At 28.6% G+C, this 20,826-nt stretch carries 17 protein-coding genes and 1 other annotated feature (1 of these 18 only partly in view); of the genes, 13 read left to right on the top strand and 4 right to left on the bottom strand.

Annotated features, from left to right (window positions below; translation table 11 throughout):
* Nucleotides 1-177, bottom strand: a binding site (T-box leader); it reaches 121 nt to the left of the window's first position.
* Between the two features lie 94 nt (nt 178-271).
* Nucleotides 272-709 (top strand): cytochrome b5 domain-containing protein, encoded by a 438-nt coding sequence (locus I2A75_RS14945; RefSeq protein WP_195265967.1) that lies wholly within the window; start codon nt 272-274, stop codon nt 707-709.
* 43 nt (nt 710-752) lie between these two features.
* Here I2A75_RS14945 and I2A75_RS14940 read toward each other — a convergent pair whose 3' ends face one another.
* Complete coding sequence (locus I2A75_RS14940; protein WP_195265965.1) at nt 753-1,451, bottom strand: metallophosphoesterase family protein; 699 nt, start codon at nt 1,449-1,451, stop codon at nt 753-755.
* A 297-nt stretch (nt 1,452-1,748) separates the two neighbouring features.
* Between I2A75_RS14940 and I2A75_RS14935 the strand changes: the two genes are divergently transcribed.
* Nucleotides 1,749-2,825, top strand: coding sequence for an aminopeptidase P family protein (locus I2A75_RS14935; RefSeq protein WP_195265963.1), 1,077 nt, complete (start codon nt 1,749-1,751; stop codon nt 2,823-2,825).
* A 274-nt stretch (nt 2,826-3,099) separates the two neighbouring features.
* Here the strand turns inward: I2A75_RS14935 and I2A75_RS14930 are convergent, their stop codons facing one another.
* The 3 genes from I2A75_RS14930 to murC form a co-directional block, all read right to left on the bottom strand.
* Nucleotides 3,100-4,320: a NupC/NupG family nucleoside CNT transporter gene (locus I2A75_RS14930; RefSeq protein WP_195265961.1), complete on the bottom strand. Its 1,221-nt coding sequence runs from the start codon at nt 4,318-4,320 to the stop codon at nt 3,100-3,102.
* Nucleotides 4,321-4,418: 98 nt separating this feature from the next.
* Complete coding sequence (locus I2A75_RS14925; protein ID WP_195265959.1) at nt 4,419-5,237, bottom strand: purine-nucleoside phosphorylase; 819 nt, start codon at nt 5,235-5,237, stop codon at nt 4,419-4,421.
* Nucleotides 5,238-5,506: 269 nt separating this feature from the next.
* The gene (murC, locus tag I2A75_RS14920; protein WP_195265957.1) at nt 5,507-6,880 is read right to left on the bottom strand and encodes a UDP-N-acetylmuramate--L-alanine ligase; all 1,374 of its coding nucleotides are present in this window, start codon (nt 6,878-6,880) and stop codon (nt 5,507-5,509) included.
* A 279-nt stretch (nt 6,881-7,159) separates the two neighbouring features.
* Here murC and purR point away from each other — a divergent pair, with 279 nt between their 5' ends.
* The 11 genes from purR to spoVT all read left to right on the top strand — a co-directional run bounded on the left by purR (nt 7,160) and on the right by spoVT (nt 20,746).
* A complete protein-coding gene (gene purR, locus I2A75_RS14915; protein WP_195265955.1) occupies nt 7,160-7,978 on the top strand; it encodes a pur operon repressor in 819 nt (272 codons plus the stop codon).
* Nucleotides 7,979-8,105: 127 nt separating this feature from the next.
* Nucleotides 8,106-8,390, top strand: coding sequence for a septation regulator SpoVG (gene spoVG / locus I2A75_RS14910; protein ID WP_008681625.1), 285 nt, complete (start codon nt 8,106-8,108; stop codon nt 8,388-8,390).
* A 236-nt stretch (nt 8,391-8,626) separates the two neighbouring features.
* Nucleotides 8,627-9,997: a bifunctional UDP-N-acetylglucosamine diphosphorylase/glucosamine-1-phosphate N-acetyltransferase GlmU gene (gene glmU, locus I2A75_RS14905; RefSeq protein ID WP_195265952.1), complete on the top strand. Its 1,371-nt coding sequence runs from the start codon at nt 8,627-8,629 to the stop codon at nt 9,995-9,997.
* Between the two features lie 49 nt (nt 9,998-10,046).
* Nucleotides 10,047-11,006: a ribose-phosphate diphosphokinase gene (locus tag I2A75_RS14900; protein ID WP_195265950.1), complete on the top strand. Its 960-nt coding sequence runs from the start codon at nt 10,047-10,049 to the stop codon at nt 11,004-11,006.
* A 167-nt stretch (nt 11,007-11,173) separates the two neighbouring features.
* Nucleotides 11,174-11,860, top strand: coding sequence for a response regulator transcription factor (locus tag I2A75_RS14895; RefSeq protein ID WP_195265948.1), 687 nt, complete (start codon nt 11,174-11,176; stop codon nt 11,858-11,860).
* Nucleotides 11,860-13,281 (top strand): HAMP domain-containing sensor histidine kinase, encoded by a 1,422-nt coding sequence (locus I2A75_RS14890; RefSeq protein ID WP_195265981.1) that lies wholly within the window; start codon nt 11,860-11,862, stop codon nt 13,279-13,281. The genes I2A75_RS14895 and I2A75_RS14890 overlap by 1 nt, the downstream gene beginning before the upstream one ends.
* Before the next feature lie 24 nt (nt 13,282-13,305).
* Nucleotides 13,306-14,442: a S1C family serine protease gene (locus I2A75_RS14885; RefSeq protein ID WP_195265946.1), complete on the top strand. Its 1,137-nt coding sequence runs from the start codon at nt 13,306-13,308 to the stop codon at nt 14,440-14,442.
* A gap of 121 nt (nt 14,443-14,563) precedes the next feature.
* Entirely contained in the window at nt 14,564-15,139 is a 576-nt protein-coding gene (gene pth / locus I2A75_RS14880) for an aminoacyl-tRNA hydrolase (RefSeq protein ID WP_195265944.1), read from the top strand.
* Nucleotides 15,140-15,159: 20 nt separating this feature from the next.
* Nucleotides 15,160-18,669 carry a transcription-repair coupling factor gene (gene mfd, locus I2A75_RS14875; protein ID WP_195265942.1) on the top strand — a complete coding sequence of 1,170 codons (3,510 nt, stop codon included), beginning with the start codon at nt 15,160-15,162 and terminating at the stop codon, nt 18,667-18,669.
* 96 nt (nt 18,670-18,765) lie between these two features.
* A complete protein-coding gene (locus I2A75_RS14870) occupies nt 18,766-19,743 on the top strand; it encodes a peptidylprolyl isomerase (protein WP_195265940.1) in 978 nt (325 codons plus the stop codon).
* 454 nt (nt 19,744-20,197) lie between these two features.
* The gene (spoVT, locus tag I2A75_RS14865; RefSeq protein ID WP_195265938.1) at nt 20,198-20,746 is read left to right on the top strand and encodes a stage V sporulation protein T; all 549 of its coding nucleotides are present in this window, start codon (nt 20,198-20,200) and stop codon (nt 20,744-20,746) included.
* Nucleotides 20,747-20,826: the final 80 nt, after the last annotated feature.

Raw genomic sequence — 20,826 nt, 5'->3', positions numbered from 1 at the left:
AGTGAAACTAATTAATTAACCTAATATACATCTTATATAAATGAAAGATGATAATTTTCACTTGTTCGGTTAGAAACTCAGAGATGTTCTTCACTAAAGGCTTCGTATAAGGCTCACACCATTCCTTACTCGCTAAGACTACCTCCATATAGCTACTCTTCTCGTCATAGTAATAAAATTTATAATGTTTATTACGATTTTACACCAATTCACTAACATTTGCAACTTTAAATCATAATATAATTTTAGATAATATTTTATGGAGGATTATATGGATTATAAGGGGTTTTTAGAAGAAAAATTTATTGAATTAAATCAGCTAAAAAGTATGTTAGTAACATATCCAAAAGAATATAAAGAAAATATATTACAGGTTATGGATAGAGTTTGTAATCAAATTAGTTCATACTTAGAGGAGGTAAGTTTTTATAATAAAAATAGAGACGAAGAATTACTTCAATTAACTGAGGAAGAATTGTCTTTATATAATGGAGAAAATGGAATGCCAGCATATATTGCTGTAGATGGAACTATATATGATACGCGCGATATGCCTCAATGGAAAGATGGCAAGCATTTTGGAATTAAAGCAGGTTCCGACTATAGTGAAGCTTTTAAAAATTGTCATAACGGGGATAAAAATATTTTGTCTAAATTAATAGTAGTAGGGGTAATGAATTATACTAAAAAATGTAGTTGGGAAGAATAATAAAAAATTGCTACGTTATGTAATCGTAGCAATTTTTTTATTATTATTCATTTCCACTCTCGTAAGAGGAAACTAATTGAGCAGGAAAATTGAGCATTTGAGAATCTTTTACTATTCTTTTGAATTCATATTCTAGCTCTCTAAATTTAACATCCACATTTTTATCTTCATCAATATTAAGTATACAGTAAGTTGCGTTTGGACGACCTATTTTTGGTTTGCCAACACTTCCTACATTTATAAATATTTTATTATTAAATTTTTTATATGAAGGAATATGAGTATGTGCGCAAACTAAAATATCTTCTTCTAATTCACTCATTACCTTTTCAGTATTTTCTTTATCTTCAAATAGGTATTCATTTATGGCATTTGGGCTACCGTGAGTAAATTTAATTTTAACTCCATTAATATCATAATCTAAATATGTTGGTAGTTGTGATAAATAGTATTTATTGGAGGCTCTAACTTCTTCACATGCCCAAGGAAGTGCAAAGGAATTTATGCTAGTATCTCTTATGAATGTAAATCCTCCATCAACTACAGATGCATCATAGTTACCTTTTATACAAGGTATTTCTCTTCTCTTAATTAAAGCAATAACTTCATTTGGATGAGGACCATAGCCAACTAAATCTCCAAGGCAAATTACTAAATCAACCTTTTGTTCATCAATATCTTCTAAGACCTTCATTAGTGAATAAATATTTCCGTGTATATCTGAAATTGCAGCTATTTTCATGAGATAATCCTCCTAAATAAATATATAATTTTAAAGCTATTATTGGATTTAAATATATATGTTTTAATAATAAATCGCATAATTAAATTAATTTTATATTAAATGCTTAATATAATTATTTATATTCAAGTAAAATCGAAAATATATAAATTATTTGGTTTATTTTTAATCGCATAATATATATTATATCATTTTAAATATTTGCTATAAATAAATTTAATAATATTATTATAAATAGATATTATCTACATGATGAGGTATATTATATTTATAGAAAAAAATTAGGAGGTAAAATATATGAAATTAAATAGAGTTAACAATGTTTTAAAAGCAATGGAAGAGCAAGGATTAAATCAAATGATTATATCATCTCCTCCAGCTATTTTTTACTTAACAGGAAAGTGGTTTTCTCCTGGAGAAAGAATGATAGCTTTATATTTAAGTACAAAGGGAAATCATAAACTTATAGTGAATAAGTTATTTCCTATATATGAAGACCTAGGCGTAGATTTAGTTTGGTACACAGATATCGAAGATCCAATAAAAATATTATGCACAATTGTGGATAAAGAAAGTACATTGGGTGTGGATAAAAATTGGCCAGCACATTTCTTAATAAAACTTATGAATAATAATGGAGCGAAGGCTTTTGTTAATTCATCACCTATTATTGATAGGTTAAGAATGATAAAGGATCAAGAAGAAATTGCATTAATGAAAAAATCTTCAGAAATAAATGATAAAGTAATGCTTGAATTATGGAACAGATTAGAAGAGGGAAAGACAGAAAAGTATTATGCTAATTTATTAGTGGATTTATATGAAAAGCATGGAGTAAATGAATTTTCATTTTCACCTATAATTGCTATTAGTCCTAATGGAGCAGACCCTCATCATCATTCTAGTAATGATACTATAAAAAGGGGACATAGTATAGTTATAGATATAGGAGGTGTGTATAATTCATATTGTTCAGATATGACTAGAACTGTATTTTTCGGTGAAGCACCAAGTGAAAGACATGCAAAAATTTATAATATAGTTAAAGAAGCAAATTTAAGTGCTATAAGTAAGGTTAAAGAAGGAATGAAGTTCTCTGATATAGATAAGGCAGCAAGAGATTACATTGAAGATGCTGGGTATGGAGAATATTTTACTCACAGAACAGGACATAGTATTGGAATAGAAGATCATGATTTTGGGGATGTTAGTTCATCAAATCATGAGGAGATTAAAGAAGGAATGATATTCTCAATTGAACCAGGAATATATTTAAAGGATGACTTTGGTGTAAGAATAGAAGATTTAGTGTTAGTAACTAAAGATGGATGTGAAGTTCTAAATTCAGTAACTAAGGATATAACTATAATATAAAATTAAAAGGGTCTGTATCAAAATAAATTTTGATATTAGTCGACAAAAAGGGAAGTTCTAATTCGAGCTTCCCTTTTTGCATATATATAAATAATATATAAAAATTTCTATTTAAATTTAAAAATGCCTTTAAGTAAGTAAAATCAATGGTTTAAAAGGGTCTCACGTTTCGTGAGACCATTTATAAAAAATAAGAGATTAACTTCTTTAAGGCAATAAAGCCTACTTGAAATTGAATAAATTTTATAGTTAATTTTAAGATTTATATATTTATTTAAAATAATATTCCTGCTATAGTTGCAGTTAGGCATGTTGCAAGTACTCCGCCAATTAGAGCTTTAAAGCCTAATTTAGCAATAGTTCCTTTTCTATCAGGAGCTAAACCACCTATACCAGCTATTTGTATTGCTATAGAACTAAAGTTAGCAAATCCACATAATGCATATGTTAATATCATTGTAGTTTTTGGTTGTAACATATCAAGTTTTATTAGATTTGCAAGTTCAGAATAAGCAACAAATTCGTTTAATATTATTTTTTGACCAAGTAAGCTTCCAGCTGCTGATATATCAACAGTAGGAACTCCCATAACAAAGGCTAATGGGGAAAATAACTTTCCTAGTATCCATTGAAAACTTAGCTCGGGGAACCCAAATAGGCCACCAATAGCTCCAATTATAAAGTTAACAAGAGCTAATAAAGCTATAAATGCAAGTAACATAGCAGCGACATTTAATGCTAATCCTAAACCATCGCTTGCTCCATTAGCAGCAGCTTCAACTATATTAGAAGCTGTATTTTCGACTGAAATGTCAGTTGAATTTTTAGTCTTACTTTCTTCTGTTTCTGGAACTAAAATTTTAGCAAGTATTAATCCAGCAGGAGCAGCCATAATGCTTGCAGCTAGTAGATGCCCAGCATTTACACCCATAGCAACATATCCCGCCATAACACCACCAGCAACAGTAGCCATACCACCAACCATTATAGCTAAAAGTTCTGAACGAGTCATGTCTTTAACAAATGGTTTAACAAGGAGCGGTGCTTCTGTTTGGCCTAAAAAGATGTTACCAACTGCACTTAAGGTTTCAGATCCACTAGTTCCAAGTAATTTTCCAATAAATTTAGCAATAAACTTAACTATAAATTGCATTATTCCAAGATAATATAATACTCCCATTAATGCAGAAAAGAATATTATTGTAGGTAATATTTGAACAACCCATACAAATCCTATTCCATTAGAATCTGCAAGTGGACCAAATAAAAAGTCCGTACCTTCTTTAGTAAAGTCTAATAATTTTGTTATTGCATTACTAGCACCTTCAAAAATTGTTCTACCAACTGGAACTTTTAAGATTAATATTGCAAATACAATTTGTAATATTAATCCAGTTATTACAAGTTTCCAATTAATTTTCTTTTTGTTTTCTGAAAGTAAAAAAGCTATTCCGATTATAACTATGACCCCTATTATTCCAACTAATCTTTCCAATTTTATTTCTCCTTCGTTTATATCGATCTCTTCTTATGTGTATAATTTATATCGATTTCTTCTTATGTGTATAAATAAATTAATTAATTTATTTAAAGTTATATTACTTCAATTATTTTATTCATAAATGTAGTGAATTTTTCTTTAACCATATTAGAAGTTTCTACTACTTCTTCATGATTTAATGGTTGTTCAAGAATTCCAGCAGCCATATTAGTTAAGCAAGAAATTCCTAAAACTTTCATTCCAGAATGGTTTGCTACTATTACTTCAGGAGCTGTAGACATTCCTACTGCATCACCACCAAGTATTCTTGCCATTCTTACTTCAGCAGGAGTTTCATAAGTTGGACCACTAAACATCATATAAACACCTTGTTTAATATCTATTTTTAAATCCTTAGCTACATTTAAAGCTTTACCTATAAGTTCTGAGTTATATGCATTTGACATATCTGGGAATCTAGGACCAAATTCTTTAAGATTTGCACCTATTAGTGGGTTGTCACCAGAGAAATTAATATGATCATTTATAAGCATTAAATCACCAGGCTTAAAACTTGTATTTACTGCTCCAGCAGCATTAGTAACAATTAATTTTTCAACACCAAGTAATTTCATAACTCTAACTGGGAATGTTACTTCGTTATAAGAATATCCTTCATAGTAGTGGAATCTTCCTTGCATTGCAACAACACATTTTCCATTTAACATACCAACAACTAATCTTCCAGCGTGACCTTCAACTGTTGATATTGGGAAGTGAGGAAGTTCTTCGTAAGGATAAAATTCAGGGTTTTCTATAGAATCAGCTAATGAGCCTAATCCTGAACCTAAAATTAAACCTATTTCTGGTTTGTATTTAGACTTTTCCATTATAAAATCTGCAGCGTTTTTAATCTTATTTGATAAATCCATAAAATCACCTCTATTTTAATATTTGTACTATGTAAGATTTTAAATAATAAAAAAATCATAGAATAGTACTTGTAGTTCTCGTAAATTATAAAATAAACTTGCTCAAAAATAAACATAAAAAGCAAATAATATCAATATTATTAGTATATTAGTCAAAAGATGGCAAAAAAACTATAAGAAGTAGATTTATAGATGAAGAAATCATATAATTCTACTTCTTATAGTATTTGTTAATAAGACAATAATATAAGTTTAAATTGAAATAATAATTATTTCAACATTATATCTGCAACTTTTACTACATCTCCAGCACCAATAGTTAAAATAATATCGTCATTGGAAGCTACATTTTTTAAATAGTTTGCAGCTTCTTCATGGCTATGAATATTAGTGCATTTAATTCCTTTAGCTCTTATTGCATCTCCAAGTTGTTCTGAGTTTACTATACCATTATCTTTTTCTCTTGCAGCATATATATCCATAAGTAACAGTTCGTCTACATCGGAGAAGCATCCAGTAAACTCGTCAAATAAAGTTTTTGTTCTTGTATAAGTATGTGGTTGGAATACAGCATAAATATTCTTATGAGGTATTATTGTTGCTGTATCTAAAGTAGCCTTAATTTCAACTGGATGATGAGCATAATCATCAATTATTGTAGCACCATTAAATTCACCTTTATATTCAAATCTTTTATGTGCGCCTTTACACTCTCTTAATCCTTCTATTATTGAAGTGTAAGGTATATTAAATATTAATCCAACACAGATAGTTGATAGGGCATTTAATATATTGTGCTTACCAGTAGTATTTAAAGTTACATCGAATAACTCATTATTATCTTTACATACAGTGAAGCTTGCACAACCTTTATTATTAAAAGATATATTTGTAGCTCTTACATCACCTTTATTTATACCATAACTCATTGTATTGCATTTAGTTTTGTTTAATATTTCATTTACATTTTCATCTTCACAATAACCTATTAAATATCCATCACTTGGTATTATGTTTGAGAATTTTTCAAAAGTCTCCTTTATGTGATTTAAATCTCTATAATAATCTAGATGATCTGCATCTATATTTAAAATAACTCCTATATAAGGATAAAATTTTAAGAATGATTCTTTATATTCACAAGCTTCTGTTATGAAATATTCACTATCTCCTATTTTGAAGTTACCGTTAATTACATCTAAGTCACCACCTACTAATATTGTAGGGTCTAAGTTAGCTTTTAAAGTCACATGTGAAAGCATAGATGTACAAGTGGTTTTTCCGTGTGTACCTGATATAGCAACATTATATTTATGACCTTTCATTATCAAACCTAGAAATTCAGCTCTATCCATAAGGTCGATATTTTTATCCTTAGCCTCAATTATTTCTGGATTATCTGATGGAATAGCAGCTGTATAAACTACTAAGTCTACATCTTTTAAGTTGTTTTTATCATGACCTATGTAAATTTCGGCACCTTCAGATTTTAATTTATTAGTAATTTCAGATTCTTTAGAATCAGAACCGGATACTTTAAACCCCTTTGTTAGCAAAAGTGCAGCAAGTCCGCTCATACTAATGCCGCCAATACCTACAAAATGAACTTTCTTATTTATATCTTTGCTTAAATCAAAAGACAAAAAATCAACCCCTTTATTATTAAGAATTCTTTTATAAAAATTACTGTAAATAGTTATCACCTTATAATTATATACAAATTTAAGAAAATGAACACATAAAAAAGCTTTATATTAATTAAATTGATAAAATTTTATTAAAAAAATAATAATTATAAGTTAAATAGGAGATAACTGATTAAAATCTATTGATATTGAGAAAAATATAGAATAAAATATGAATATTAGATGCTTGAAACTAACGAATAATTCGGAAAAAATTAAAATTGTAGGTGATATATTTTGGAAAAGCTAAGTAGAAATAGCAGAGTAGTGGCCATTACAAAAATTTTAACTGAGAACCCAAATAAGGTCATTGGATTAAATAAGTTTTCAGATTTATTAAATGCAGCAAAATCAACCATAAGTGAAGATATAGTAATTGTAAGAGAAATTTTAGAAAAATTAGAAATGGGAAAAGTTGAAACAATAGCTGGAGCAGCAGGGGGAATAAAATATATTCCTGGAATAGAAAATGAAAGTAGAAAAAAATTTGCTGAAGATTTATGTGAAATGTTGAAAGATGAAAGTAGAATTGTTCCAGGAAACTTTATATACATGACAGATTTAATGTATAATCCACAAATTATAAGTAAAGCTGGAGTTATATTATCTTCGGTATTTTATAATAAGGACGTAGATTATGTCGTTACAGTTGAAACTAAAGGAATTCCACTTGCTTATGAAGTTGCAAGAAATTTAGGAATTCCACTAGTTATAATAAGAAGAGATAACAAAGTAACAGAGGGATCGACTGTTACAATAAATTATGTGTCAGGTACTAGCGGAAGAATTCAACAGATGTCGCTTTCAAAGAAATCAATGAGAACGAAAAGTAAATGTATATTTATAGATGATTTCTTAAGAGGTGGTGGAACTGCACAAGGAATAAAGGATTTATTAAAAGAATTTGATAGTGAATTAATAGGAATTGGAGTTTTAGTAGATAACATAGGAGTGGCTCAAAAAAGAGTTGATAATTATATATCTATAGTAGAATTAAGACATCTAGGTGAATCAAAAGATTTAGAGGTTAGACCTTCAAATTTGATAAATAATTAAAAAAAATACGGTTAAGTTACACAAAGTTGTAAATTTTTAAAAAATTTAAAAAATTTTTAAATAAAAGAAGGATTTTTATATTTTTTATAGAATTTTATATCTATCAGAGCAACGGAGGTGTAGTGCGATGACAATAACCGATGTAAGAATTAGAAAGATAGCTTCCGATGGAAAAATGAAGGCTATAGTTTCTGTTACATTTGACAACGAATTTGTAGTTCATGACATCAAGGTAATCGAAGGACAAAATGGATTATTTATAGCTATGCCAAGTAGAAAGACACCAGATGGAGAGTTTAAGGATATAGCACATCCTATTAACACAGACACTAGAGAAAAGATTCAGAATTCAATACTTGAAGCTTATGAAAAAGCTAAGCTTGAAGAGGATTCTGAGGAAGTAGTTGGCTAAAATATGTTATTTAAAAATAAAAGGGTTAACCCTTTTATTTTTTTTGTAAAAATTTATTTTTGTTTTGATATATGTTGATGAAATTCACAAAATATATAGGTATAGTAGATATATATGAAAGGATAAATAGGTTGAAATACTTTTTCTAATACAATATAATAGAATGAGATGTTTACGAACATTTTTTTAATTAATTATAAATTTGTCCTTAACATTTTATAGAGAGGTGTTTTTTTATGTATAAATGTGCATTAATTTTAGCAGCTGGACAAGGAACTAGAATAAAATCTGATTTGCCAAAGGTTTTACATAAAGTATGTGGTAAAGAAATGGTTAATCATGTTATAGATACTATGAGAAAAGCTAATATAGATGATATAAATGTTATTATTGGAAAAGGAGCAGAGCTTGTAAAAGAAAAAACTTCATCCAGAAATGTCAGTTATTCATTACAAGATGAACAATTAGGTACAGGTCATGCGGTAAAATGTGCTATTGATTTTTTAAGAGGTAAAAAAGGTGTTGTAGGAGTTTTTTGTGGTGATGCACCTTTAATAAAAGCCGAAACAGTTGATAATTTATTTAAAACACATATAGAAAATAATAATAGTGCTACATTATTAAGTTCAATAGTTGAAGATCCAACTGGATATGGAAGAATCGTTAGAGAAAATGATGAAGTTTTAAAAATAGTTGAGCATAAAGACTGTACTGAAGAAGAGCTAAAAATAAATGAAATGAATGCAGCAATATATTGCTTTGATATAGAAATGCTTTTAAATTCATTAGATAAATTATCTAATAATAATAACCAAGGTGAATATTACTTAACAGATGTTATTGGAATATTAAAAGAAGAGGGTAAAAAAGTAGGAGCAGTTGTAATTGATTATGAAGAAACTATAGGTGTTAATTCAAGAGTACAATTATCAGAAGCAGAAGGAATATTAAGAAATAGAATTAATACAAAACATATGATAAACGGCGTAACATTAATAGATCCAAGCACTACATATATAGGTGATGATGTAGAAATAGGACGAGATACAATCATCTATCCAGGTAATGTTTTAGAAGGAAACACTAAAATTGGAGAAGGTGTTATTTTATATCCAAATTCAAGAATATCAAACAGTATAATTTCAAATAATGTAGAAATTCAATCTTCAGTTATTATTGATAGCCAAATTGGTGAAAGTACTACAGTAGGCCCATTTGCATATATAAGACCAGAATCTGTAATTGGATCTGGAGCAAGAATAGGGGATTTTGTAGAAATTAAAAAATCAACTATTGGGAATAATACTAAGGTATCACACTTAACATATATAGGTGATGCTTCTGTAGGTGAAAATTGTAATTTTGGCTGTGGAACAGTAGTTGTTAATTATGATGGACAAAAGAAACATAAAACTAAAATTGGGAACAATAGCTTTATAGGTTGCAACACTAATTTAGTATCTCCAGTTAATGTTGAAGATAACACATATATAGCTGCAGGTTCAACAATTACTAATGATGTAAAAGAAGGAGAACTTGCAGTAGCAAGAGCAAAACAAAGGAATATTGAAGGTTGGGTGGCTAAAAAAGGTCTTACTAACAAATAGTTATTTAGATAAACAAAAGTGCCAAAAATTTTAAGGAGGTCTTCACACAATGATAACCCATGGAAAAAATATTAAAATATTTACTGGAAACTCACATCCAGAATTAGCAAAAGAAATTGCTGACATTTTAGGTTTGCCATTAGGTAAAGCTAAGGTTTCAACTTTTAGTGATGGAGAAATATCAGTTGATATAGCAGAAACTGTAAGAGGAACAGATGTGTTCTTAGTTCAATCAACTAGTTCACCAGTTAACAATAATTTAATGGAACTTTTAATAATGATAGATGCATTTAAGAGAGCTTCAGCAGGTAGAATTACAGTTGTTATGCCTTATTATGGATATGCGAGACAAGATAGAAAAGCTAAGTCAAGAGACCCAATAACAGCTAAATTAGTTGCAGATCTTTTAACTGCAGCAGGAGCTCATAGAGTATTAACTATGGATCTACACGCAGCACAAATTCAAGGATATTTCAATATACCAGTTGATCATTTATTAGGATCACCAATATTAGCTAAATATTTTGTTGAAAAGGGCTTTGATGATAGAGATGATGTTGTAGTTGTTTCACCTGATTTAGGAAGCGTTACTAGAGCAAGAAAGTTTGCTGATAGATTACATGCACCAATAGCAATTATAGATAAGAGAAGACCAAAGGCAAATGTATCAGAAATTATGAACATAATAGGTGATGTTGAAGGTAAAAAGTGTATCTTAATAGATGATATGATAGATACTGCAGGAACTATAGCAAATGCAGCAAATGCATTAAAAGATTTGGGTGCTAAAAATGTTTATGCATGCTGTACTCATGGAGTTTTATCAGGTCCTGCTTTCGAAAGAATTAATAATTCTGCAATAGAAGAGTTAGTTATGTTAAATACAATTAAGTTACCTGAAAAAGATGGTTTAGTGAAATTTAAATCATTATCAGTAGCACCATTATTTGCAGAAGCAATAAAGAGAATATATGATGATGAACCAATAAGCAAATTATTTGAAGTTTAATACATAATAGGATAAAAGGCCTCTAAAAAGCACAAACTTTTTAGAGGCCTATTAATTATGTCAATGATTAATAATTTGTAACAATTATTAATTATTGTTTATAATTAATATAATAATTTTTATATAGGATATAAATGAATTATAATAAACATGAGGACGGTGTTATTATGGATAATAGATTAGGTAGAGTATTAATTGTTGACGATGATGAAAACATATGTGAAGTAATAAATATGTATTTAATAAGCTCAGGATATGAAACTAGAAGATGTCATAATGGAAGAGAGGCTTGCATTGCTTTTGGAGATTTTAAGCCAGACTTAATACTTTTAGATATTATGCTACCTGGAGTGGATGGAATAGAGGTTTTAAAGTGGATTAGAAAATCAAGTGAAATCCCGGTGATAATGTTGACTGCAAAGGGGGATACATTTGATAAAGTTTTAGCTTTAGAACTAGGGGCCGATGATTATATAGTGAAGCCATTTGAGCCGAAAGAACTTTTGGCAAGAGTTAAAGCTGTTATGAGAAGATATAATTATGATGAAAAGAATACTGAAATAATAAATTATTCAGATTTAGTTATAGATGCAAATTCTTATAATGTTGTTTATAAAGGTGTTGAAATAAAAATGCCGCCTAAAGAATTCGAATTACTTCATTATTTAGCAAGCAATAAAAATAAGGTGTTTACAAGAGAACAGCTACTTTGTGAAGTATGGGGATATGATTATCCAGGAGATTCTAGAACTGTTGATGTTCATATTAAAAGATTAAGAGAAAAAATAAGTTGCGGAGAAAATTGGCAAATAGAAACTGTTTGGGGTGTTGGATATAAATTTGAGGTGAAATGATGAAAAAGAAAAGTGTAATATATAAAATTTTAATTACCTTTTCATCTATTACAGTAATAGTATTAATATTGATAGGAATGGTTTTATCAACTTGGATTAATAGAGAATATTCAATTGAAAGATCTGAACGTATAAGTAAATACATGGATATAATTCAAGGTTCTACAGAAGAATTTTTAAATGAAAATAGTGAAACTAGGTATGATGATTTAAAAAGTGTAATGAATATAATAAAAATTTCTGTTGATATGGATTCTATAATTTTAGATAATCAAGGTTATGTATATGCCGTATCTGATGAGAGTCTTGGGCACTTAATGTATAAAAAAATAGACATATCTGATTCAGATTTAAAAATATTAAAATCTGGGCAGATGTTAGAAAAAAATTTTTTTGATAAATCTAATAAAAAACTTAAGCTTTATTCAACTCCATTATTTAATGAAGAAAGCTTTAAAGGTATAGTAGTAGTTTTCGAAGACATTGAAAGTGATAGAGCTTTAAAAGATTTATATAGTGTGATATGGATATCTGTATTAGGTGCTGTTATTTTATCGAGTGTAATTGCATACTATTTCTCTCGAAAAATATTAATAAATCCTTTATCTGAAATTAATAGTGCAGCTAAGAAACTAGCAAAGGGTGAGGTAGAGAAGCGAGTTTATATAGATTCAGATGATGAAATAGGAGAATTAGCAAATTCATTCAATGTAATGGCAGAATCTTTAGAAAAGGTCGATAATGTGAGACGTGAATTTATCTCAAATGTATCGCATGAATTAAGGTCTCCAATAACATCAATTAAAGGTTTCATAACAGGTATTATTGATGGGGTTATTCCAAAAGATAAAGAAAATTATTATTTGAATATAGTAAATGATGAAGTTTGTAGATTATCAAGGCTTGTGAATGATTTGTTAGATATATCAACTATGGAATCAGGAAAGTTTAAGTTAAAAGTGACTAAGTTAGATATAAATGAAATAATAACATTATGTGCATTAAATCTAGAAGGAAAGATAAATGATAAAAAAATTAAAGTTGAGGTCATATTTAGTGATAGTCATGAATACTGCATGGGTGATAGAGATAGAATAATACAAGTTGTAACTAATCTTCTTGAAAATGCCATAAAATATGGAGATGAATATGGAAAGATACAAATAGAAACATATGCAAAGGGTGAAGTTGTATATGTTAGTATATTTAATAGTGGGCCAAATATCCCTAAAGAGGATGTTAATAAAATATGGGAAAGGTTTTACAAGATGGATAAGGCTAGAACCAATAAAATAAGTACAGGACTAGGACTACCGATAGTCAGATTGATATTATCTCAGCACAATCAAGATATTTGGTTTAACAACATAGAAGGAAAAGGTGTTAAGTTTACTTTTACACTTAAAAGATCGATTAAATAAAGTTAATGTTGGAGGAGGGGTTTTATGAATAAAAAGTTGAAGGATAGATTTAGTGATAAAGATGAGTTGGTAAATGAAAGCTTCCCTTCAATAAAATTTAAAAGAAAGAGAACAAAATCTAACATTAAGATGCTTAGTAAGTTTTTAAGTTTATTAATTATAGCAGGATTATCAGGGGCACTATTTTCAAGTTTATTTATTGAAAGCAAATATAGAGATTTAATTAATGAAATCAATGATAAATCAGAAAAAGGTACTGTTTCTTTAGAGTATTCTGAATTGATAGAAAAAGTAAAACAATCTCTAGTAACAATAAGCGATAGTGAGGTTAATTTAACACAAAATAAATATTTTGACAGTAATACAACTGGAGTAATAATAGAAAGTGATGGGAAGATATTAACAAGCTATTCAAAAATAAAGGCTTTTAAAAATATATATGTAAAATTGCCATCTACAGGGGTTAAGCCTATAGAGGCTAAAATAGTTGTAGCAGATGAAGATATAGATATTGCGCTTATACAAGTGAATTATAATGAGGAATTAACACCAATTAAATTTGTAGCAAAATCAGATATATTAGAAGGAGACAGGATACTTCTTATTAGTAATTCCACTGGTAGCGATTACATAGATAATATAATACCAGGAATAGTAACAGCAACTAATAGAAGCATAAATACTAATAATATTAGGCATAAGTTATTAGAAATTAGTACTCCAGTAACAGCTATGAATACTGGAGGAATAATAAGTAATATAAATGGAGAAATTATAGGTATTGCCAGTTATAAAATAACGAATGAGATGAATCAAAATGGACTATACTATGCTGTTGATTTTAGTTCTCTAGAGGAAATAATAAGTTCAACAAATAAGATAAAAGATATGCTAGGTATTTCAGAAGGAGGATTTATTAACGGTGAGGAGTATACTGACGCAGCTGGTTTTTATATTGCAGCAATTAACCAAGAGGGAAGTTCATATAAATCTGGGCTACGTCCTACAGATATAATATTTGAAATTGATGGAGAAAAGATAATTAGTATTAGTCAAATATCTGAAATATTAAAAAATAAAGCACCAGGAGACATATTAAAATGTAAAGTAATGCGTTCTGGTGAAGTAAAAGACTTAGAAATAAAGATTTATAATAAATAAAAATAAATATAATTGTTTGCAGCTCTATTTAAGGGTTGCAATTTTATTTTAAGTACTTTTATTATTGTAAAAAGCTAGTATAATAATAAATATGCTAATAGCAATTAGGAGGCAGCATAATATGTTTTTGATTGTCGGATTAGGAAATCCAGGAAAAGAATACGATGGAACTAGACATAATATAGGATTTGAGGCTATAGACTATATTTCAGATAAGTATAATATAGATGTAAATAGGACAAAATTTAAAGGAGTATACGGAGAAGGATTTATAAATAATAATAAGGTTATTTTGTTGAAGCCAACAACTTATATGAATTTAAGTGGTGAAAGTGTACGAGAAGTTATAAATTTTTATAAATTAGAAAATGATGAAGTTATAGTTATATATGATGATATTAGTTTAGAAGTTGGAAAACTTAGAATTAGGGAAAAAGGAAGTGCTGGTGGACATAATGGTATAAAGAGTATAATAGCTAATATGGGCACAGATATTTTTCCAAGGATTAAAATAGGCGTAGGACAACCTACAGGTGATTTAGTATCTCATGTTTTGGGCAGATTTAACAAAGAAGAAATGGATAGTTTGATGGAAGTTATAGATGCCTCTTCAAAATCCGTAGAAGTTATAATAAAAGATGGAACAAAGGAAGCAATGAATAAATTTAATGGGTTTAAATCATCAAAAAAAGAATAGATTAAGGACGGTGTATATTAATGAGATTAAAGGGGGTACTACAACCTTTAAGAGATGACTCTACTTTTAGTGAAATAATAGCGGGTATTAATAAAAGAAGATACCCGATTAATATAAATGGATTATCGGATTCAGGAAAAAGCTATGGTATTTTTGGGATATATGAAAGTATAGATTCTCCTATGATAATACTTACACATAGCGATATGGAAGCTAAGAATATATATGAAGACTTAAGTTTTTATACGAATGATATTTATTATTTTCCTGCAAAAGAGGTAGTTTTTTATAATATAGATGCTATTTCAGGAGATTTAAGATGGGCAAGGCTAAAGGTAATAAAAGAAATTTTAGATAATAAAAATAAAATAATAGTAACATCAATAGATTCTTTAACATCAGTTTATACTCCTAAAGAATTATTTATGGAATATACCTTTAAATTAAGTGTAGATGATGATGTTAATTTTAAGGATTTATCTAAAAAACTATTAGAAAGCGGTTATGAAAGGGTAGAATCTGTAGAAGGAAAAGGAGAATTCTCTTTAAGAGGAGGAATTCTTGATATATTTCCACCAATATCTACCTATCCATATAGAATAGAGCTTTTTGGAGATTCAATAGAGTCTATAAGAACTTTTAATACCGAATCACAAAGAAGTATTGAAAAGGTTGACAATATTGAAATATTCCCAGCAAAAGAAATTATACTAAATGAAGAAGCATTAAATAGAGGAAAAGAAGCTATTTTAAAAGAATTCCAAGAAATTAAGGATAAGAATAAAGGGAATGACGAAAGAATCCAAAAGTTAGAATCAATTATAAGTGCTAATATAGAATCTTTAACAGAAACTTTAACATTTGAAACTTTAGACAGTTATTTACCTTATTTCTATGATAAGACAGATAGCTTTTTTAACTATGTAAAAGATTATGTATATATAATTGATGATGTTAAGAAATGCGAAGGTAAGCTAGATAGTTGTTATTTTGAATTTAGTGAAAATTATGAAGCTTTTTTACAAAGAGGAGGAATTTTACCATCTCAAAGTAAGCTTTTATTAAATAAAGATGATTTAATTGAAAAATTAGAATCTCAAAAATCAATAACTTTAGATGTATTTGCTGTTAATAGTAAAATTTTAAATCCTATAGAAAGATATTCATTTAATGCATCAACTCTAAATAGCTATCAAGGTCAATTAGATTTGTTAATAGATGATATTAAAGAGAAAAAGTCAAAGGGATATAAGACGATAATATTATCGGGAACAAGGACTAGGGGAGAAAGACTTGTAAATACATTAAGAGATAGGGAAATTGAAAGTTCTTACAGAGAGGATATAAAATCAATAGAGTTTGGAGAGGTTGTTATTACCTTCGGAAATCTATTAAAAGGTTTTGAGTATCCTGATTTAAAACTGTGTGTAATATCAGATAAAGATGTTTTCGGAGAAGCTAAAAGAAAAATATCTAAAAAGGCTAGTTCAAGAAAAGGTATAGGGAAAATAAAAAGCTTTGCAGAGCTTAAGCTTGGAGATTATGTTGTTCATGCTAATCATGGAGTTGGTGTTTATAAAGGAATAAAGCAAATTGAAGTTGGTGGACATACAAGAGATTATTTAGATATTGTTTATGATAAAGGTGATAAATTATATGTCCCTGTTGATCAGTTAGATTTAGTTCAAAAGTATATAGGAAGTGAAGGTAAAACTCCTAAGGTAAATAAACTTGGAAGTAATGAATGGAATAAAGCAAAAGCAAAAGTTAAAAAATCTATAAATGAGATAGCAGAAGATTTGGTTAAGCTTTATGCTACAAGGGCTACTTTAAAGGGATATAAGTTTAGAAAAGATACAGAGTGGCAAAAACAGTTTGAAGATGAATTTCCGTTTGAGGAAACTCCAGATCAATTAACATCTCTAGAAGAAATTAAGCATGATATGGAAACTGATAAACCTATGGATAGACTTCTATGCGGTGATGTTGGGTATGGAAAAACTGAGGTTGCTATTAGAGCAGCATTTAAAGCTGTTATGGATGGTAAGCAAGTAGCATTCCTAGTACCTACAACTATACTGGCAGAGCAACATTATAAAAACATGACAAAGAGATTTTCAGATTTTCCAGTAAAAATAGATATGATAAGTAGATTTAGAAGTGCAAAAGAGCAAAAAGCAACACTTCAAGCTGTAAAAGAAGGGAATGTGGATATATTAATAGGAACTCATAGGCTAGTTTCTAAGGATATTGTTTTTAAGGACTTAGGACTTCTAATAATAGATGAGGAGCAAAGATTTGGAGTTGCTCAAAAAGAAAAAATAAAAGGATTAAAGAAAAATGTTGATGTATTAACTTTAAGTGCAACACCAATCCCAAGAACTCTTCATATGTCATTAACAGGAGCAAGAGATATATCTGTAATAGAGACACCACCAGAAGAGAGATATCCAATACAAACTTATGTAGTGGAGCAAAATGATCAACTAGTAAGAGATGCTATATTAAGAGAAGTAAATAGAGGCGGTCAAGTTTACTATGTCTATAATAGGGTTGAAAGTATAGAAGGCATGGCTAAATACATTAGTGAATTAGTTCCAGAATGTAAAGTTGGAATAATACATGGGCAAATGACTGAAAGACAACTTGAAAAAGAAATGGTAAGCTTTATGAATAAGGATTACGATATCTTAGTGTGTACAACAATTATAGAAACAGGTATAGATATACCAAATGTTAATACTATGATAATTCATGATTCAGATAAAATGGGATTATCGCAACTTTATCAATTAAGAGGTAGAGTTGGAAGGTCAAATAGAATAGCATATGCTTACTTTATGTATACTAAAGATAAAATATTAACAGAGGTAGCTGAAAAGAGATTAAAAGCTCTTAAGGATTTCACAGAGCTTGGATCAGGTTTTAAGATAGCAATGAGAGATTTAGAAATAAGAGGGGCTGGAAATATGATGGGTTCAGCTCAACATGGTCACATGGCTGCAATAGGATATGATTTATACTGTAGAATGCTAGAAGATACAATAAAAATTATTAAGGGTGAAATAGAGAAAGAGCCTATTGAAACTACAGTAGATATAAAGGTAGATGCATATATACCAGGAACTTATATTGAAGATGAAATTCAAAAAATAGAAATATACAAGAAGATTGCTGCTATTGATGGATTAGAAGATTATATGGATATAAAATCTGAACTTGAAGATAGATATTCAGAAATTCCAGACCCTGTATATAATTTAATGGATATAGCTTATATTAAGAGTAGGGCAAAACTTATTTCTATTGAAGAAATAAAGGAAACACCAAAGGAAGTTAAGTTTATATTTGCGGATGGAATTAAGAACTTAAATATCATATATAAATACTTGTTAGAAAATTATAAGGATAAGGTATTTTTAATGTTTGGGGAAAATCCATATTTTGCAGTAAGAAGTTCGGAAATAAAGAAAGAAAAGGCATTAGGATTTTATAAGGAAATGTTAGACAATTTAACAAAAAATATGTAAAGATATTTATATAAATTGAATAACTGACACAATATTGATATACTAGTTATGTATAATGGTATTGAAACAAATTAAAAGAAAAGTGAGGGAACATAAGTGATTAAAATTAAGAAAATTATAGCTGCAGGAGCTTTAAGTATATTTGCTTTTTCAGCAGTTGGATGTGAAATGATACAAAAGACACCAGAAGCAATAAAAAATACTGTGTTAGCAAAGGTTGGAGATGTAAAAATAACTAAGGGAGAAGTAGATGAAATCGCTGATCCGTATTTACAACAATATGGATCTGAATATGATACTAATCCAGATATGGCAGAGCAAGTGAAAGCTTTAAGAACTCAAGCAATAAATTTATTAGTTGAAGAAAAAATGATGCTTAAAAAAGCAGAAGAATTGGGATTAACTCCAACTCAAGAAGAAGTTGATGCTGAGGTTCAAAAGTATATAGAAAATTTAAAGACTAGTTATGGCAGTGATGAACAATTTAATGCAGCTCTTGAGCAAGCTGGAATGACTTTAGATGAATATACATCTAAGCTTACAGAAAACATGAAAAATCAATTAGCTACTCAAAAAGTAACTGAAGATTTATTTAAGGATGTTAACATATCAGACGATGAAATAAAAACATATTATGAAGAAAATAAAGATAGTTTTGGTGAAGCTAATGTTTCTCATATTTTAATAAAAGATGAAGCGAAAGCTAAGGAAATAAGAGAAAGAGCTGCAAATGGTGAAGATTTTGCTGCACTAGCAAAAGAATTCTCAGAAGATACAGGAACTAAAGAAAATGGAGGGAACTTAGGGGTTACTCCATATAATACAACTCAATATGTGCAAGAGTTTACAGATGCATTTAAAAAATTAAAAGATGGCGAAATATCAGAACCTGTAAAGAGCCAATTTGGTTACCATATAATTAAAGTAACTGATGTTAAGCAAGGAACATTTGATGAATCAAAGGATTCTATAAAGACTACATTAGAAAATGAAAAGAAAAATGAAATTTATTCAAATTCTATTGAACAATGGAAAAAAGATTATAATGTAAAGACATATGAAGATAAACTTTAATATAAGAGGTTATTAAAAAAGGATTGTATTAAAATAAATTTTGATATTAGCTGATAAAGAGGGAAGTTCTAATTCGAACTTCCCTCTTTGCGTATATATAAGTAATAAATAAAATTTATATTTAAGTTTAAAAATGCTTTTAAGTAAGTAAAATCAATGGTTTAAAAGGGGGTCGCGAAACGCGAGCCCCTTTATAAAAATAAGAGATTAAATTTTTAAGGGCAATGAAGATTATTTGAAATTAAATAAGTTTTATATTAAATAAATTTCTGAGATTGAGTCTTTTCTTGTATTATAAATTAATTATAACTTTATATATTTTATATATTATTTAAGAAAACTAGCAATATGATATCGTTTTATAAATTTTGGTTATATGTGTATAAAATTTCTAAGAAGTCAAATAATAATATTGCAACTAATTATTATTAATAAAAGGAGGTAGCTCATAATAATGAAGGCAACAGGAATTGTTAGACGTATTGATGACTTAGGTAGAGTTGTTATACCAAAAGAGATAAGAAGAACATTAAGAATTAGAGAAGGGGATCCATTAGAGATTTTCACTGATAGAGAAGGCGGGGTTATTTTAAAAAAATATTCACCAATTGGAGAGTTGACAGATTTCTCAAAAGAATATGCTGAAAGCTTGCAACAAGCAATTGGACATATTGTTTTAATTGCAGATAAAGACGCATTTATATCAGTAAGTGGAGCTCCAAAAAGAGACTACATGGAAAGAAAAGTTAGTGTAGAATTAGAAAAAATAATGGAAGATAGAAGAGCTGTTCTTATAACAGAACAAAATAAGACTATTCCATTACATAATGATGAAGAAATAGGAAAATACGCTAGCCAAGTAATATCTCCAATAATAGCTGAAGGTGATGCAATTGGAGCAGTTATTATATTATCAAAAGAATCAGGAGAAAAGCTAGGAGAACTTGAATTAAAGTTATCTGAAACTGCTTCAGCTTTCTTAGGTAAGCAAATGGAACAATAAAATAAATATTTTATTAAATATAAAGTTATCAATAAAATAAAGTAATAATACCTCTAAACTTACAATACAAATTTACTAGA

This window comes from Clostridium sp. 1001275B_160808_H3 (assembly GCF_015550425.1).
In the GTDB taxonomy this organism is placed as follows: Bacteria; Bacillota; Clostridia; order Clostridiales; family Clostridiaceae; genus Clostridium.
Note: the sequence above shows the minus strand (reverse complement) of the source record. Positions and strands in the feature narration are given on the sequence as shown.